Origin of the sequence: Tumebacillus amylolyticus, from assembly GCF_016722965.1 — a bacterium.
GTDB lineage: Bacteria > Bacillota > Bacilli > Tumebacillales > Tumebacillaceae > Tumebacillus > Tumebacillus amylolyticus.
Genome location: NZ_JAEQNB010000001.1, coordinates 336881 through 355198, shown reverse-complemented (window position 1 = coordinate 355198; position 18318 = coordinate 336881). Strand labels below are relative to the sequence as shown.

General features: G+C 55.7%; 13 protein-coding genes. 6 read left to right on the top strand and 7 right to left on the bottom strand.

All coding sequences use genetic code 11. The annotated features are described in order from the left end of the window. Positions 1 to 3: 3 nt before the first annotated feature. From kamC to JJB07_RS01675, 7 genes are all read right to left on the bottom strand, one after another. The gene (gene kamC, locus JJB07_RS24155; RefSeq protein ID WP_201630589.1) at positions 4 to 1632 is read right to left on the bottom strand and encodes a lysine 5,6-aminomutase reactivase ATPase KamC; all 1629 of its coding nucleotides are present in this window, start codon (positions 1630 to 1632) and stop codon (positions 4 to 6) included. A 2-nt stretch (positions 1633 to 1634) separates the two neighbouring features. Further along, complete coding sequence (gene kamB, locus JJB07_RS01700; RefSeq protein WP_201630588.1) at positions 1635 to 2681, bottom strand: lysine 5,6-aminomutase reactivase subunit KamB; 1047 nt, start codon at positions 2679 to 2681, stop codon at positions 1635 to 1637. Between the two features lies 1 nt (position 2682). Further along, positions 2683 to 4062, bottom strand: coding sequence for a lysine 2,3-aminomutase (kamA, locus tag JJB07_RS01695; RefSeq protein ID WP_201630587.1), 1380 nt, complete (start codon positions 4060 to 4062; stop codon positions 2683 to 2685). Between the two features lie 15 nt (positions 4063 to 4077). Further along, on the bottom strand, positions 4078 to 5115 hold the full coding sequence (gene kdd, locus JJB07_RS01690) for an L-erythro-3,5-diaminohexanoate dehydrogenase (protein ID WP_201630586.1): 1038 nt from the start codon (positions 5113 to 5115) through the stop codon (positions 4078 to 4080). Positions 5116 to 5284: 169 nt separating this feature from the next. Further along, positions 5285 to 6730 carry a sigma-54 interaction domain-containing protein gene (locus JJB07_RS01685; RefSeq protein ID WP_201630585.1) on the bottom strand — a complete coding sequence of 482 codons (1446 nt, stop codon included), beginning with the start codon at positions 6728 to 6730 and terminating at the stop codon, positions 5285 to 5287. 89 nt (positions 6731 to 6819) lie between these two features. After that, a complete protein-coding gene (locus JJB07_RS01680; protein ID WP_347338305.1) occupies positions 6820 to 7275 on the bottom strand; it encodes a GNAT family N-acetyltransferase in 456 nt (151 codons plus the stop codon). 135 nt (positions 7276 to 7410) lie between these two features. Continuing rightward, the gene (locus JJB07_RS01675; protein ID WP_201630583.1) at positions 7411 to 7650 is read right to left on the bottom strand and encodes an alpha/beta-type small acid-soluble spore protein; all 240 of its coding nucleotides are present in this window, start codon (positions 7648 to 7650) and stop codon (positions 7411 to 7413) included. Between the two features lie 343 nt (positions 7651 to 7993). Between JJB07_RS01675 and JJB07_RS01670 the strand changes: the two genes are divergently transcribed. The 6 genes from JJB07_RS01670 to JJB07_RS01645 all read left to right on the top strand — a co-directional run bounded on the left by JJB07_RS01670 (position 7994) and on the right by JJB07_RS01645 (position 18318). Further along, the gene (locus tag JJB07_RS01670) at positions 7994 to 9529 is read left to right on the top strand and encodes a M4 family metallopeptidase (protein WP_201630581.1); all 1536 of its coding nucleotides are present in this window, start codon (positions 7994 to 7996) and stop codon (positions 9527 to 9529) included. A 212-nt stretch (positions 9530 to 9741) separates the two neighbouring features. Then, positions 9742 to 11295 carry a M4 family metallopeptidase gene (locus JJB07_RS01665; protein ID WP_201630579.1) on the top strand — a complete coding sequence of 518 codons (1554 nt, stop codon included), beginning with the start codon at positions 9742 to 9744 and terminating at the stop codon, positions 11293 to 11295. A 163-nt stretch (positions 11296 to 11458) separates the two neighbouring features. Continuing rightward, positions 11459 to 13003, top strand: coding sequence for a M4 family metallopeptidase (locus JJB07_RS01660; RefSeq protein WP_201630577.1), 1545 nt, complete (start codon positions 11459 to 11461; stop codon positions 13001 to 13003). Between the two features lie 158 nt (positions 13004 to 13161). Continuing rightward, the gene (locus JJB07_RS01655) at positions 13162 to 14706 is read left to right on the top strand and encodes a M4 family metallopeptidase (RefSeq protein WP_201630575.1); all 1545 of its coding nucleotides are present in this window, start codon (positions 13162 to 13164) and stop codon (positions 14704 to 14706) included. Between the two features lie 113 nt (positions 14707 to 14819). Beyond that, positions 14820 to 16607 carry a M4 family metallopeptidase gene (locus JJB07_RS01650; RefSeq protein ID WP_201630573.1) on the top strand — a complete coding sequence of 596 codons (1788 nt, stop codon included), beginning with the start codon at positions 14820 to 14822 and terminating at the stop codon, positions 16605 to 16607. Between the two features lie 130 nt (positions 16608 to 16737). Continuing rightward, complete coding sequence (locus JJB07_RS01645; protein ID WP_201630572.1) at positions 16738 to 18318, top strand: M4 family metallopeptidase; 1581 nt, start codon at positions 16738 to 16740, stop codon at positions 18316 to 18318.

The window sequence follows — 18318 nt, the reverse complement described above, 5'->3', positions numbered from 1 at the left end:
GGCTCAAGGGCCCTCCTTTCGAATGATCTCCTCCGGCAAGCCGAAAAGGCGCGCGATCCGCCAAGCGTCGCGCGGTACTTCTTGGCCCTGTGCGGGGAGAAGCCGGTAGTCCATCGCCTGTTGCAAGTCTGTCAACAGGGAGTCCGGGTCGGGAGTCGCGCCGTCGCTCTCCCATCGTGCCCACACCTCGGAGCGCAGGCCCGCCACGCGAAACCCTTGCAAGCCGAGAACCTGCGTTACACCGGGGAAGTGCGAGGCAAAAAGCGCCGTGTGGGCGCTCCGTATCAAATACTCGGCGAGGCCCACCGCCAACTCCTCCCCCTCTTGCGGGTTGGTGGTCCGCGCCACTTCGTCGAGCAAAAGCAAGGCAGGGCTCGATTCGCGGAGCAAGCTCGCGAGGCGCTGCATCTCGGCGCCAAACGAGCTCAACCCGCTGACCAGACTCTGCTCGTCGCCGCCCGACCACCCGATGCGAGCAACGGGAACGAAGCGAAATGCCTCCGCCGGAACGGGCAAGGCGTGCTGAGCGAGGGCTTGGAGCAAGCCGAGCGTTTTCAAAACCACCGTCTTGCCGCCCATGTTCGGACCGGTGATCAGCCCCACACCCGGAGACAAGCTCAAGTTCAACAGCGTATAGGCCCCGCCGCGAGACTCTACGCCGGAGCGTGCGGTAGGATGCCAGCCGTTTCGAACCCACCAGCCCAGTTGGGAATCAGAGCTGTCGGACTTCGCGAGTACGTCTTCGTCTGCATTTGCCTGCTGCCACTCGGCAGCACAAGCTCCCCATTGATCGGCAACCGCCGCCTTGGCAAACGCCCAATCGAGTCGCCCGCAAGCATCGTACGCTTTTTCCAAGTCCTCCACGTGTGGGACCAGAGCAGAGACAACCTCCGCCAGCACGACAGCTTCCCGATCTTCGATCTGCACCAAGACCTCCTCGCGCACACCTTGCAACTCGCGCACTTGCGGAGGTTCTATCACAACAAATACGGCCTCGAACAGATTGACTCCTTGCAAACGCAAGTCTTCATGTTCGAGATTTCCTTGTTTTTTATCGAACACGTACAACCCGTCACGGGTCGGTGCTTTCCCAAACGCGGCGCGCAGACGATCGGTCTGCTCTTTTTTGACGGCAAAGATCGCGGCTTCCACACGTTGCAACTTCTCTTGCAACGCATCCAGCTCCCCATCTCCCACATCGCCAAGCGAAAACGAAGGCGCCAACTCCCCGCGCGGATTCAGCAGGCGCAGCAAAGCATCCCAATCGAGACGAGGCCACCAAGCAAATCCAAAGCCGTCCAGCAGAGAATCCAACTCACGAGCGTGCCACAGCAACTGCTTGAGATCAAACAGATCCACCACGCGCACACCTGCTCGTTGAGAGATCAAGTTCAGCACAGACAACACATCGGGCAACTTCACCAACGCCTCGCGACAGCTCTTCGCCTCGTCGTCCGAGAGCGTTCGCAGAACTTGCCAATCCCGCATCGCCTCTTGCCAAGTTCCCTCCTCCTCCGGAAAAAACGGACGCACACTTCGTCGCATCCGTTGACCCGGCTTGGAAAGGGTCTGAAACAATCCCCAGACCTCTGCCCAGCCCATCGCCTGCTTCGTCGTCTCATCCCAGAACACCGCTACGCCTCCTCTCCTTGCACATCGACCACAAGCAATTCCGCACCCACCGCGTCCTTCACCGCCGTAAGCAACGTAGAGCGCGGCAAGTCATATCCGGAAATCGAGTGCGGGTTCACCGTCAGTCCGATCAGTTTGACTCCCTGCCTGACGACCACCCCGTGCCCCCGACGCAAAAACTTCCTCCACGCCTGAGACCCGACAAAAAAGTGCGTGGCATCCGGCAACACCACCGTAAAACCGCGAGGCAAGCCTTCCAGCATTCCAAGCAGACGATCCGTCACCGCCCCCGAAACCGCCAGCACGCGAGCTTGCTCTGCGCCAGGCCAGTTCGGGTCGCTCAACGGGTTCGCGACAAAGGACGACTTCTGCTCAAGCAGCACCGGCTCCCACTCGTCCTCGACATCGGTTGCGCATCCCACGACCAGACCCCCGCGCTCCGTCGCCACATCCAGCAACTTTCCAACGCTGTCGTCCGCAACAGGCAACGCAAACCGCTGTACGAAAAACGCACTTCTGCGTGCCACTTCCTCCACCGTCGACGCCACAACAGCGCCCGTCGCCAGCACTACGCCCTCTGTCAACGCTGGCGTTGCCGCCATCATCCGATCAAAGGCCCCGTCTACGAAACACAAGTCCGCTCCGAGTTCCTCCATCTGGCGCAACACCGCCTCGACTTGCGCCGCATACCGCACGCCCGCGAGCAACACCGTTCCCGCACGCTCAACTCGTGCCAGATACACATCGCCAAGCGTTGACGAGAATCCCGTCCGCCCGACGACGCTCAGTACAGCGCTGCCTTCGTTCATCACATCCCCCGCAGACGCCACGAGGGCGCCGACCGGGACGTACACATCCGGCTTCGGCACCCCCATGATCGCATCGCGACGCTCTCCATCAACACCGATGGACACGATGCCCAGACGGCGTCCGGTGGCTTGAGCCTGCGAGATCAAACTGTTCATCGCGGTCGTTTTTCCGGCATGTTTGGCGATGCCGACGATGGCGACGCGGCGGACTCCCGCCTCTTCAATCGCCCGGTACAGCATTTTACTCCTCGTCGCTTTGGAGCAACAGGTGGTCGTTGATCGTCTCAAGCGCAGAAGCGGTCTCTTGCAAGCTCTCCTGCTCCTTCGGACGACGGCGTTTCAGACCCTTCGGCTCCAGAGACAGTTGCTTGTCGTTCAAGAGGCGCGCGATCCCGATTTCATTGTCGGTGCTGTGATCGTGCGTGCAGGTCGGCGGGCACCCTTTGTCTTCGTAGGTCGGTTCGTGGTAGACCGAGATGACGCCTTCGAAGTTGCGCAGAACCACTTTGGAATGCCCTTGCGACAAAACGTAATTCGGCATGACCGGGATCTTCCCGCCGCCGCCCGGTGCGTCGACGACGAACGTCGGTACCGCATAGCCCGACGTGTGGCCGCGAAGTTGCTCCATAATTTCCAGACCTTTCGAAACGGTGGTGCGGAAATGCTGGATGCCTTCGGAGAGGTCGCACTGGTAGATGTAGTACGGACGCACGCGGTTGTACACGAGGTCGTGCATCAGTTTTTTCATGATGTGCGCGCAGTCGTTGACACCGCGCATGAGGACCGTTTGGTTGCCAAGCGGAATGCCTGCGTCTGCAATCTTGTGGCAAGACGCGATCGCTTCCGGAGTCAGCTCATCCGGATGGTTGAAGTGCGTGTTGATCCAGACCGGATGGTATTTTTTCAGCATGTTGACCAAGTTGTCGGTGATGCGTTGCGGGAACACGACCGGCGCACGGGTGCCGATGCGGATAATTTCCACATGCGGAATGGCACGCAAGTTCGAGATGATGTATTCGAGCGTTTTGTCATTGACGAGCAGGCCGTCCCCGCCGGAGAGCAGGACGTCGCGAATTTGCGGCGTGCGGCGGATGTAGTCGATCGCCGCGTCGAGTTGCGGTTTCGGAACCGAGTGCCCGACTTGGCCGGAGAAACGACGGCGCGTACAATGACGGCAATACATCGAGCATTGGTTGGTGATCAGGAACAGCACGCGGTCCGGATAGCGGTGCGTAAGTCCCGGTGCCGGAGCGTCTTCGTCTTCGTGCAGCGGGTCTTCCATATCCCACGGTGCGCGGGTCATCTCATCCGATTTCGGAGCAGCTTGCAGTCGGACCGGGCATTCCGGGTCGTCCGGGTCCATCATCATCGCGTAGTACGGGGTGATGCGCAGCGGAATCGACAACTTGATGTTCTCGATGCCGAATTTCTCAGACTCGGTCAAGTTGATGACTTGGCCCAGCGCTTCCGCATCGTTGATCGTATGGGTCAACTGCCACATCCAGTCGTTCCATTGGTCGTTGGTGACGTCCTTCCACAGCGAAATGTCGCGGAAGTGGCGTTTTTGTTTCCCGTAAAAATGTTGCGGCAGACGCTCTTGGGTCGGTTCGAGAATGCTCATTGGGTAAGTCCCCCTCTATTGATATTTGGCTTCAAAGATCGCTTGTAGTTGTTCCGATTCACGCAGGAGGTTCAGCGACATCTCGGCGTGGCCTTTCGTGTAGCCGTTGCCGATGATCATCTGGACGTCCTTGCCCACGCCCTCTGCTCCAAGTGCCGCCGCCGTAAACGACGTCGCCATCGAGAAGAAATACACGGTGCCTTCGTCCTTGGTTGCGAGAATCGACGCCATCTCCGTGTTCGGGATATTCACGCAGTTGATCGTGACATCGGCCATCCGGCCTGAGGTCGCTTTTTCCACGGCTTGAAGCACGTCGACCGGTTTCGTGCAGTCGAGGTTCAGCACCTCATCTGCCCATCCCAGTTCGCGCAGGCGTTCACAGCCCGCTTCCCCGTACTCGACGGCGATGATCTTGCCGGTCGGACCTGCCGATTTGCGCGCTTGGCAGAGCACCATCGTGCCGCTTTTGCCACCGGCGCCGAGCACGACCACCGTGTGGCCCTCTTGCACGAGCTTCTCCGTTTGGGCCGGTGCGCCGCACACATCGAGCACGGCGAGTGCGATGCGATCCGGGATTCCCTCCGGAAGTTTCGCGTACAATCCCGATTCAAACAAAATCGCTTGCCCCTTGATGCTCACTTGGCCCGTTTTGACATCCATATGCGTGATTTCGTCGATCGTCAACGGTGTCAGGGAAAGCGAGACCAGCGTGGCGATCCGGTCGCCCGGTTGCAGATCGATGTGTCCTGCCAACTCAACGCCTACCGCTCGAACGGTTCCGATCAACATGCCGCCCGAACCGGTCACCGGATTGTGGTGTTTGCCGCGCTCGGCGACGATTTTTTTCATATGTTCACCGATGCGCTCCTGGTCGCCCGACTCAGCTTCTTTGATCTGAACGAAAGAAGCCGAGTCGATGTTCAACGTCTCCACGTCGAGCAGAATTTCATTGGAGTACAGGTCCATCGTATTGTCGATCCGCCATGCCGGTTGCGGCATCGTGCCTACAGGTTCGAGGACACGGTGCAGGCCGTAGCGATTTCCTTGCTTCATATCAGGCGATCCTCCTCGCGTCGTTTGTGTCTGCCCTCTAACCGTTGCAATTCCCGTGCCAACTTTGTACCAATCTTCTGAAAAAGAAAAAAACGACCGCTCGGCAGGCGTTTTTCCTGCCAAACGGTCGTTCCTTGTCGGTTCACCAAGTGCCGAAATTCCGGCACTCTTACGATTTCGATTGCTTGCCCAAGCGGTACTGCAACGTCTGACGCGGCACCTGCAGCAACTTGGCCGCCTGTTGAATGTTGCCGTTCGTCTGCTCCATCGCCATCCGAATCAACTCTTGCTCGACCCGCTCCATCGTCTCCCGCAACGGCCGCACCGGACCTTCCAAAGACAGCGAGGAAACACCCACTCCACCCGTCGCCGGGAGATCGGCCTCCCAGCCGAGCGTCGCATGTTGCAACGACCACGGCAGATGCTCTCGCTCGATCCGATCTCCCTCGACCAAGTTCATCGCCCCTTCAATCGCATGCTCCAACTCCCGCACGTTGCCCGGCCAATCATACGCCAAGAAGCGGTCCTGCACATCGGACGTCAACTCGACGACGCGCTTGCCAAACGCCGCGTTGAACTTTTCCAGAAATGCCATTGCAAGCAGCGGGATGTCTGACCGCCGCTCGGCCAAGCGGGGCAGATGCAACGAGACGACGTTCAAGCGGTAGTACAAGTCGGAGCGCAACATTCCCGCTTCAATCGCTTGCAACGGATTCTGGTTGGTCGCGGCGAGAATTCGCACATCGACTTCGATCACTTTCGAATCCCCGACCCGTCGCACCAGCCCCTCTTGCAACACGCGCAAGAGCTTGGCTTGCAACTCCATCGGCATCGAATTGATCTCATCGAGAAAAAGCGTCCCGCCGTCCGCCAACTCAAACAGCCCCGGACGATTCTCCGCTCCCGTGAAAGACCCCTTGACCGTCCCAAACAGCAACCCTTCCAACAGGGAAGCGGGCAACGCCGCACAGTTTTGGGCGATGAACGGCTTGTTCCGACGCGGCGACGCGTTGTGAATCGACTGCACGAACAACTCCTTGCCCGTTCCCGTCTCCCCCGAAAGCAGCACAGGCGACGAAGTTCCCGCCGCTCTCGCCGCCAGTTCCTTCAATAAGAGCATCGAACGGTCGCGCGTCAAAATCTGATCGAACGTCCAGCGGGCTTCCAACGGACTGCGTTTTCTCGCATGACCCTTGGGGACGCCTACGACCTGCGCTTGCAGGTCGATCAACTTTTCGTTCACTTCTTTCAAACGAGTGAGGTCTTTGGCGACTTCGAGCGCCCCGATCAACTTCCCGCCGGAGAGGATCGGCAACGTCGTGTTGACGGTGTGAACTTTCGTCCCCCGCGAAGTCGTGTAGGTCTGCGGCGAATCCGGGATGCGTTGCCCCGTCTCGATGACTCTCAACAGCGTCGAAGTTCCCGCCTCCAAGGACGGAAACACTTCCAACACATGCCGCCCGATGACCTCTTGCGGGTCGAGACCGTCCAACCTCGCCGCCGCCCTGTTGTAATAAATGGTGTTCCCCTTGCGGTCCACCGCATGAATGCCCTCGTCAATCGAAGCGAGGATGGCGTTGAGCATCTCCACCGTTTCGCGCGTCTCCCGATCCATGTCCATCCCCCTTTTCCCAAGCTGCCGAAATGTAGGCACCTGCTACGCCGAATTTCCGGCACTTCATTTCAAAAAAAAAGACCCTTGCCCTAAAGGCTGCGGGCCAACAACAACTGATCTCGGCATCGAATGCCGTCTTCAATAATCGGGTTCGCATATTCACGGATGAAATAATCGTGGTCGATCGCCATGATCCGAAAGCCTACCTTCTGATAAAACGCGAGGTTCCCGATGCTGGAATTGCCGGTGCGGACGACGACCTTGTCCACGCCTCCGCGCTCGCGCAAAAGTTTTAGAATCGATTCGAGCAACGCGCGACCATGTCCCTGACCTTGGTATTGCTCCCGGACGGCGATGTTGCGCACCTCGACCACTCCGGTTTCCCCATCCGTCAGATGAAGAACTCCGACAGTCTCCCCCTCCGAAGTGAGCCACGAAAACAACTCGCCCTCCGACAGGTAGCGGCGTACCATCTCTTCCGACGGGTCGGCCAACAACAACAACGGCAGATACGCCTCACGGTTTTTTTGGACAGTATGTAGCACGGCGTATTCCCTCCCTTTTTCCCTAAACACCTCTTTTACTTACGAAACATGCCCTCGAAACTCCTCTTTTTTATCCATAAATTTCGGCGCCTTTAGCTCTTTTTTCAAGATTCAACAAGGCTCGACAAGAAGTTCTCAGGGCTTTTTTCGAACTCGTTTCTTCTCGCTCTTCGTTCGTTTTTGGTGCTCCAAGAGCAAAGGGAGCCGTTTTTGCAGCTGGGCGCCGATCGTGCCGAGGTCCTTGGAGGCCACCCGACCCCAGTAGCCGTCGAGGGGGATGTTGATCCCGTATTCTTGGGCGATCTCAAACTTTAAACGCTCAATCATGTGCCGAATTTCAGGGTCTTCAAGATTCCATTTATGAGGTCGACTCATACTCGACACATTCCCCCTTTACAATACGAGTATCCTTTCCAGTATCGCCACAGAAGCTCTTCAAACAAACCGGGAGACAAAAATCATTCCAAACTACATAAAAATCGTGTTTTTTCTCTGGCAAAAGAGGATGAAACCTGTCGAAAACTTCCAGTCCGTCACGAAATGTGGCGGATTTTATTATTTACTTGAATTCTTTCGTATTAATCGCTAGAAGCAAAGTGCTGTATTTTTTCAAAGTTTTTTTAATTTTGCGTTGACAAAGAACTGGACTCCATTGTACGATGTTTTTGCAGACGACAGAATCGTCTGACAAAACAGATAAACGGGAGGTACTTCTCGAATGAACAAGAAGCTCATCACTACTTTGGTAATGTCTTCCCTCGTTGCATCCGCATTCGCAGTTTCCGCAGGCGCTGCACCGGCTGACAAGTCTACCCTCAAAGACGAAAACGGCAAAGTTCACACCGTTGCTGGCCAACTCGGCAAAGTTTCCGGCGCTACCGCTGAAGCTCGCGCTATGGCAGCTCTCGATCTCGTAGGCAAAGACTTCGGCTTCGCAAAAGCTGCTGGCAACTTCAAAGTAAAAGAATCCCACAACGATGAAAACGGCCTGGCTCACACCAAAGTCAGCCAAATCATCAACGGCATCAAAGTTCTCAACCACGAAATGATCGTTCACGAAGCGAACGGCGTCGTTCAAGGCGTAACCGGCGACTTCGCAGCGCTGACCCCGACCGCTTCCAAAGCTGTCATCACCGGCGTTCAAGCTTCTGACAAAGCAGTTGCTTCCACCGGCTTCACCGGCAACCTGTCCCGTCCGGCAGTCGCTGAACTGACCTACGTTGCTGACGGCAACAAAGCAGTTCTCGCATACAAAGTTGAAGTTGCATTCATGGATGCAGCACAACCGGGCCGTTACGAAGTTCTCGTAAACGCAGTTGACGGTTCCGTTATCTCTTCGGTCAACACGATCGAAAACTACACCAACACCGTTGGTACCGGTACCGGCGTTCTGGGCGACTCCAAGTCGATCAAAACCATCAACACCGGCTCTACCTACCAAATGACCGACCACACCCGTGGCACGATCGAAACCTACGACATGAAAAACGGTACTTCTACCGGTTACTACTACCAAGACGCTGACAACGTGTGGAACTCCTCCACTCAAAAAGCGGGCGTTGACGCTCACTACTACGCTGGCGTTGTATATGACTACTACAAAGGTCTGGGCCGCACTTCCTACAACGGCGCAGGCGCAGCGATCTACTCCTACACCCACTACTCTTCCGGCTACAACAACGCATACTGGGATGGCGCTGAAATGGTATACGGCGATGGCGACGGCGTAACCTTCCGTTCCTTGTCCGGCGCACTCGACGTTGTTGGTCACGAGTTGACCCACGCAGTCACCGAAACCACTTCCAACCTGACCTACTCCAACCAATCCGGCGCTCTGAACGAATCCTGGTCTGACGCTCAAGGTACGGTAATGGACGGCAACGACTGGATGGTCGGTGAAGACGTTTACACCCCGGGTACCTCCGGCGACGCTCTTCGTTACATGAACAACCCGGAAGCAGGCGGCCAACCGTCCACCATGTCCGCTTACGTGAACACGACTTCCGACAACGGCGGCGTTCACACCAACTCCGGTATCCCGAACAAAGCGTTCTACAACTTCGCAACCGCGATCGGTTCCCGCACCATCGCTGGTAAGGTCTGGTACACCGCTTCCCGCGACTACATGACCTCTTCCACCAACTTCTCCGGCGCTCGCGCAGCTACCCTGTCCGCGACCGCAGCTCTCTACGGCTCCACCTCTTCCTACTACACCGCTCTGAAAACCGCTTGGAGCAACGTAGGCGTCAACTAATCCTTGACACTCAAAACCCCGTGACTTCGGTCATGGGGTTTTTTGCGTTTATTTTAGCTAAACCAAAATTATAAATAAAAAACGTCACACTTAAAAATCTTTTCAAAAAAGTTTGCGTTCCCTGTTGACACACTATTCAGATATGCCGTAGTATTTAGCTCAAGAGCCGCATATAAAAGTGGTTCAGATAAAAATAAATGGAGGTCACACAAATGAACAAAAAACTCGTAACTACTCTCGTTATGTCTTCCCTCGTTGCTTCCGCGTTCGCAATCAACGCAGGCGCTGCAGTAACCGACAAAACCACCCTCAAAGACGCTAGCGGCAAAGTCCACAACGTCATGGGTACCCTCGGCAAAGTTTCCGGCGCTACCGCTGAAACTCGTGCAATGGCTGCTCTCGACCTCGTTGGCAAAGACTTCGGCTTCGCAAAAGCTGCTGGCAACTTCAAAGTAAAAGCTACCCACAACGATGAAAACGGCCTGGCTCACACCAAGTTGGACCAAGTCATCAACGGCATCACCGTCTTCGATCACCAAATGATCGTTCATGAAAACAACGGCGACGTTCAAGGCGTAACCGGCGACTTCGCAGCTCTGACCCCGAACGCTTCCAAAGCTGCTCTGACCTCCGTTTCCGCAATCGACAAAGCAACCGCTTTCACCGGCTTCAAAGGTCAACTGGAGCGTCCGGCTACCGCTGAACTGATGTACGTTGCTCAAGGCAACAAAGCAGTTCTCGCATACAAAGTCAACATCGCGTACAACGATTCCGCTACCCCGGCTAACTGGGCGATCTTCGTCAACGCAGTTGATGGTTCCATCGTGAACTCCATCAACCAAATCGACTTCGACAACGCTGCAACCGCTTCGGCAAAAGGCGTTCTCGGCGACACCAAAACCGTTAACACCTACTACTACACCTCCTACGGTTCCTACTACCTGGAAGACCACACCAAAACCGGTCTGACCAACAAAGGCACCGACATCGAAACCTACGACTACAAAAACGGTTCTTCTTCCTACTACGATATCGGCTCCACCACCAACACTTGGAACAACCCGGCTGCAATCGACGCTCACTACTACGCGGGCCAAGTTTACAACTACTACAACGGCCTGGGCCGTAACTCCTACGATGGTAACGGTGCACAAATCGTCTCCACCGTTCACTACTCCACCAACTACAACAACGCATACTGGGATGGCGGCAAAATGGTATACGGCGATGGCGACGGTTCGACCTTCCGTTCCCTGTCCGGCGGCTACGATGTAGACGCTCATGAATTGACCCACGCAGTTACCCAAACCACTTCCAACCTGACCTACTCCAACCAATCCGGCGCTCTGAACGAATCCTGGTCCGACGCTCAAGCTTGCGTAATGGACTCCGGCGACTGGATGATCGGTGAAGACGTGTACACCCCGGCTACCTCCGGCGACGCTCTTCGCTACATGGACAACCCGGCTGCTGGCGGCCAACCGGCTAACATGTCCGGCTACGTGAACACGACTTCCGACAACGGCGGCGTTCACACCAACTCCGGTATCCCGAACAAAGCGTTCTACAACTTCGCAACTGCAATCGGTTCCCGCACCATCGCTGGTAAGGTCTGGTACACCGCTTCCCGCGACTACATGACCTCTTCCACCAACTTCTCCGGCGCTCGCGCAGCTACCCTGTCCGCGACCGCAGCTCTCTACGGCTCCACCTCTTCCTACTACACCGCTCTGAAAACCGCTTGGAGCAACGTAGGCGTAAACTAATAACCACTCAGTTTTTGGAAAAACCCATGACTTCGGTCATGGGTTTTTTCTTGATGTCAAGGGACTAAACGCTTAATTGCTATCGGGATTATATTGACATTAAATGAAGAACTGACGTATCATGAATATAATTACTTCCAAATATAAGTAGGGGGTCAGTATCATGAAACGGTCAACTTACTCAATCTTCGTCATGTCCTCATTGCTCACGTCTGTTCTGGTGAATTCCGCATCTGCACAAATCAATACGGTTCAAACCCTGCGCGACGAGGCGGGCAAAGTACACAATGTCGTCGGCACCTTGGGCAAAGTTTCAGGCTCGACGGCCGCACAACGAGCTCTCCAAGCGCTCGACCTCGTCGGACCCAAATTCGGCTTCACACGAGCGGCCGGTCATTTTCATGTGACCGAATCCCATACAGACGAAAACGGCGTGGCGCACACCAAAGTTGACCAGACCCTCAACGGAATTCCGGTCTTTGATCACCAAATGATCGTGCATGAAATGAGCGGTACGGTGAAGGGTGTCACCGGAGATTTCGACAATCTGACCCCCAACACGGATACCCCCGTTTTGACCGAAGAACAAGCGATCGAGAAAGCGCTGAACTCCCTCGACTTTCATGGAACACTGACCCGCACCGCCACATCCGAGCTCAATTATGTCGCGCAGGGCAGCAACGCAGTCCTCACCTACAAAGTCAACCTCGCCTACAACGATGCACAGAACCCCGGTAATTGGCTGATTTTTGTCAACGCTCTCGACGGTTCCATCGTCCGATCGATCAATGAATTGGAGAATTTGACCGTCGCAAACGGAACCGGCACAGGCGTACTCGGCGATACCAAGACCCTGCACACCACCAATTATTCGGGAACCTACTATTTAGAAGACCACACCAAAACCATGACCGGGGACATTGAAACGTTCACCTATTCCAACGGCACGAGCACCGGCTATTACATGACGGACAGCGACAACATCTGGGACGCTTCCCCCCAGCGAGCGGCCGTCGATGCCCACTACTTCGCCGGCGTGGTTTGGGACTATTACAAGGGCCTCGGACGCAATTCCTTTGACAATGCCGGTGGTCCAATTTATTCAAACGTGCATTACTCGACGAATTACAACGGCGCTTTCTGGAACGGAATGGAGATGATGTACGGAGACGGGGACGGCATCAACTACCTCCCGCTGTCCGGCGCTCGAGACATCGTCGCCCACGAACTGACCCACGCCGTTACCCAATTTACCTGCAACTTAACCTACAGCAACCAATCCGGTGCTCTCAGCGAATCGTGGTCCGATGCTCAAGCTTCTGTCGTCGACGGCGATGATTGGGAGATCGGGGAGGATGTCTTCACGCCTTCTACAGCCGGAGATGCATTGCGCTCTCTCGCTATCCCCACCCTCTACGGCCAACCGGACAGCATGCTGAATTTCGTAAACACCCTCACAGACAACGGCGGCGTACACGCCAACTCCGGCATTCCGAACAAAGCGTTCTACAACTTCGCCACCGCCATCGGCTCCCGCACCATCGCCGGCAAAGTCTGGTACGTGGCTTCCCGTGACTATATGACCTCTTCCACCAACTTCTCCGGCGCACGAGCGGCGACCTTGCAAGCGGTGTCCGCGCTGTACGGCCCCACTTCTATTTATGCAACTTCTTTGCAAACCGCCTGGACCACTGTAGGCGTAAACTAGACTCATAAAGTAAACCCAAGCCGACTCTGGCTTGGGTTTTTTTATTCCTATAAAAATTTTTCCGAAAATTCTATTGACAGATTATTCACAAGAACGCATAATAAAAACATAGACAGAGACATTGAGCATCCAATTACAAAACAGGGAGGCAATTTAAAATGAACAAAAAGTTGGTCACCACGCTGGTTATGTCTTCGCTCGTAGCATCCGCATTCGCAATCAACGCAGGCGCTGCTCCGGCAGACAAGCAAGTCCTGAAAAACGAAAAAGGCGCAGTCCACAACGTTGTCGGCAAGCTCGGCAAAGTAAGCGGTTCCACCGCTGAAGAACGCGCTCTGAACGCACTCGATCGTGTAAAAGCTGACTTCGGGTTCGCAAAAGCTACCGGCAACTTCAAAGCGAAGGAAAGCCATGTAGACGAACTCGGCACCTCTCACACGAAATTGAACAACGTCATCAACGGCATCGAAGTCTTCGGCCAACAGATGATCGTACATGAAAATGCAGGCGAAGTCTCCGGCATCACCGGGACTTACAAAGCGCTCGTTCCGACCGCAACCAAAGCTTCCATCGAATCCTCCACCGCAGTTGACAAAGCACTGGCTGAAACCGGCGTAACTCCGGAAGGCTACCAACTGACCGGCGCACTCGCTGCACAACTCGTGTATCTCCCGGTTGGCAACCAAGCGGTTCTCACCTATAAAGTTTCCGTGAACGCACTCGGCGACACCCCGGTGAATTCGGACGTCTTCGTCAACGCGGTTGACGGCTCCATCACCAAAGTCATCAACAAAGTAGAAAACGTAGTCGGCACCGGGATCGGCGTTCTCGGCGACACCAAGTCGATCAACACCACCCTCAAGTCCGGCGCTTACTACCTCGAAGACACCACCAAGCCGATGACCGGGATCATTCGTACCCGCGACATGAAAAACCGTACCTCTCTCATGTACGACATGACCGACGCAGACAACGTGTGGAACACCACCACGCAACGCGCAGCGGTTGACGCGCAATTCTACGCAGGTCAAGTCTATGACTGGTACAAAAACAACGTAAACCGCAACTCCATCGACGACAACGGCATGACGCTCGACTCGTTGGTTCACTACAGCAAAAACTACAACAACGCGTTCTGGAACGGCACCTACATGGTGTACGGCGATGGCGACGGCGTTCAATTCCGCAACTTCTCCGGTGCAGTTGACGTTATCGGTCACGAGCTGACCCACGGCGTCACCGAGAAGACGTCCGGCCTCGTCTACCAAGACCAATCCGGTGCTCTCAACGAGTCCTGGTCCGATGCAATGGGCGCAGTTATCGAAGGCAAGAACTGGCTGATGGGCGAAGACATCTGCATCCCGGGCGGCGGCTACACCGCATTCCGCTCCATGCAAGATCCGACCATCTACGGCGATCCGGACAACATGAGCAAGTACGTTGTGACCACGTCTGACAACGGCGGCGTTCACACCAACTCCGGCATCCCGAACAAAGCGTTCTACAACTTCGCAACCGCAATCGGTTCCCGCACCATCGCAGGTAAAGTTTGGTACCAGGCAGATCGTGACTACATGACCTCCACCACCGACTTCTCCGGCGCTCGTGCAGCAACCCTGCAAGCTGTTGCAGCTCTGTACGGCTCCACCTCTTCCTACTACACCGCTCTGCAATCCGCTTGGACCAACGTCGGTGTTAACTAATCTCCACCTTCTATAACCCTGTGACTTCGGTCACGGGGTTTTTTATTGACTGTTTAACGTTGATATCTTACTATTTAGATATCGTGTATAAAATTCAGTTGGAGGGTTGTCCGATGAAAAACAAGGCTTTGGCTCCGCTCCTGTTCAGTGCCGCGCTGTTCCTCCCGGCGACGTCTGCCCTTGCGGACGACTCGCTACATATAGAGAAAAACGAATCGGGCCACGTCCACAGCCTGTGGAGTTCTACAGGGTCGCTTGGCAAATTCAGCGGGTCCTCGGAATCGCAGCGAGCGATGAACGCTCTGCGACTTCTCGGGGAGACGTATGGCTTCCAGAACCCGGAGGAGCTGTTTTCTTATGAGGGTCGTACGCTTGACGAATACGGGATCACGCACCAACGGCTGCAACCGCGTTTGAACAACCTCCCCGTTTATGGACGTCAGGTCTTGTTGCATGAAAAAGGCGACCGCTTGATCGGCGTCACCGGTTTTTGCGAGCCTTTGACCCCCAACACCGAGTCCCCCATGATCACAGAAACGGACGCATTGGAAAAAGCGGCCGCGGCCGTTCACTTCACCGGCTCGACCGACGAGTTGAAAGCGGAACTCGTGTACGACCCGGCCAACGACGGCAACGCCTATCTCGCGTATGTGGTGCATCTCAATTGGATGGGAGATGATCCGGGGCGGTGGACGGTGTTGATTGATGCCGTGGACGGGTCGGTCATCTCCTCTGTGAACAATGTTGAGCGGGTCGCTTCGAAGTTGCAGAACGGCGTTTATTATTTAATAGATGAAACTCGTCCTTTCTTCGAGCGAAATGGGTCGACGATTCGGACGTATACGTTCCAAGGCGGGACGCAATCGGAGTCGATGGTGCGCGATCTCGACAACAACTGGGACAGTGCCAATCAAGCGGTTGCCGTGTCTGCGCAGGACAATGCAGGGATTGTGTATGACTACTTTTTGAAGCATTTCCATCGTAATTCTTACGATGATCGGGGAAGTTCGATGATCTCTGCCGTGCAATTTGGCGGCAAGGATGTGGGAGCATTTTGGGACGGAACGCGGGTCGTCTATGGGGATCGCGCGCCGTTGGATGTCGCGGCTCATGAATGGACGCATGCCGTGATCGATTCTACGGCAGGCCTGCTGTACAAGGGGCAGTCCGGAGCGTTGAGTGAGTCGTGGGCGGATGTGATGGCGTGTGTGATCGAGGGCAAAAACTGGACGATCGGGGAAGATCTGAAGTCGGGCGGGTTGCGTACGCTGTCCGACGAGCTTGACCTGAACCGGATTCAAGAACAATCCCAGCAGAGCCTGCTCGCTCACTCCGACGAAGGCTACGTCATCGCACACGGCGGTGGAACCGACACCAATCCAATCCATCAACTCACAGGCGACACTCCCAATACAGGTTCCGACCCGACGCCCAACCCGAACGACCAGCAAAACCAAAACTCCCAAGGCAACTCAGACTCCCAAGCCAACTCAGACTCCCAAGGCAACTCAGACTCCCAAGGCAACTCAGACTCCCAAGACAACTCAGACTCCCAAGACAACTCAGACTCCCAAGACAACTCAGACTCCCAGGACAATACGGACTCTCAGGACGAGACGCCTGCGCCGTTGCCGCATCCTAGTGTCCATGAGCCTGTGATCGACGTGCATGCCTATGCAGCCATCCCGAACCGGGCCTTTTACAATTTTGCAACCGCACTTCAATCTCGTGAAAAAGCCGGCCTCGTCTGGTACCTCGCCCTGCGCGATTACATGACGCCCGACAGCGACTTTTCCACCGCCCGCGCAGCCACCCTCCAAGCTTGCTCCGTCGTCTACGGCGCTGACTCTGCCGCCGTTCGCGACCTCGCCGCCGCTTGGAGCGCAGTCGGTGTCGAATAGTACAACTTTTTAGCACTAATGAAAATTTTCTAAAATTTCATTGACTCCTCTTCACAGTTCCCGTACAATTCAAATTACAACGAACAAAACATTACAGCTAGATAAATTAATTCAAGGGGGTTTTTAAGCAATGAACAAAAAACTCGTAACCACGCTCGTCCTGACTTCGCTCATCGGCTCCGCCTTCACCATGTCCGCTGGTGCTGCCAGTGACAAACAAGTCCTGAAAAACGAAAAAGGCACCGTCCATAACGTAGTCGGCAAACTCGGCAAAGTCTCCGGCTCCACCGCCGAAGAACGCGCCCTGAACGCCCTCGACAAAGTAAGCAAAGACTTCGGCTTTGACACCGCTCGCGGCAACTTCAAATCGAAGGAAACTCATAAAGACGCAAACGGCGTCGCTCACACCAAAATGGACCGCACCATCAACGGCCTGCGCGTCTTCGATCAACAAATGATCGTCCACGAAGCGAACGGCGATGTCCAAGGCGTCACCGGCGACTTCCGCGCTCTGAAAGCTACGGCTACCAAAGCAGACGTCACCTCCGCACAAGCGATCTCCAACGCAGTTGCTTCCACCGGCTTCACCGGCGACCTCGAGCAACCGGCAACCGCTGAACTGCTCTACTACCCGTCCGGTGACAAAGCAGTTCTCGCATACCTCGTTCAATTCACCAACACGGTCGGCGACGAACCGGGCCGTTACGAAATCGCAGTTGACGCAACCAACGGTTCCATCGTGAACTCGATCAACAAGATCGACTTCGCAAAACCGGGCGGCGGCGGCTCCACTCCGACCGGCACCAACGCAATCGGCTCCGGCAAGGGCGTTCTCGGCGACACCAAGTCCCTGAACACCATCAAGTCCTCCACCGGCACCTACTACCTGATCGACCAAACCAAGCAAATGTTCTCCAATGGCGGCGTCATTCGCACCCAGAACTACGCGAACGGCACCCGTACCATGACCGACTACACCGACACGGACAACGTCTGGACCGATCCGGCTGCTGTCGATGCTCACTTCTACGCAGGCAAAGTCTACGACTACTACCTGTCGAACTTCAACCGCAACTCCTTTGACGACAACGGCGGCACCATGCTGTCCGGCGTTCACTACAGCCGTTCCTACAACAACGCGTTCTGGGATGGCACCAAGATGACCTACGGCGACGGCGACGGCGTAACCTTCATCCCGCTCTCCGGCGACCTCGACGTCGATGCGCACGAAATCACCCACGGCATCACCGAGCGCACCTCCAACCTGACCTACTCCGGCCAATCCGGCGCGCTCAACGAATCCTGGTCTGACGCACAAGGCGTCTCCATCGAAAACGACAACTGGTTGGTTGGCGACGACATCTACACCCCGAACACCCCGGGAGACGGTCTGCGCTCCCTGTCCAACCCGTCCGTCTACGGCGATCCGGAGAACATGTCCCAATACGTGAACACCACCCAAGACAACGGCGGCGTTCACACCAACTCCGGCATCCCGAACAAAGCGTTCTACAACTTCGCAACCGCGATCGGTTCCCGCACCATCGCATCCAAGGTCTGGTACATCGCTTCCCGCGACTACATGACCTCTTCCACCAACTTCTCCGGCGCTCGCGCAGCTACCCTGCAAGCGGTCGGCGCTCTCTACGGCACGACGTCTTCCTACTACTCCGCGCTGCAAACAGCTTGGACCAACGTAGGCGTCAACTAA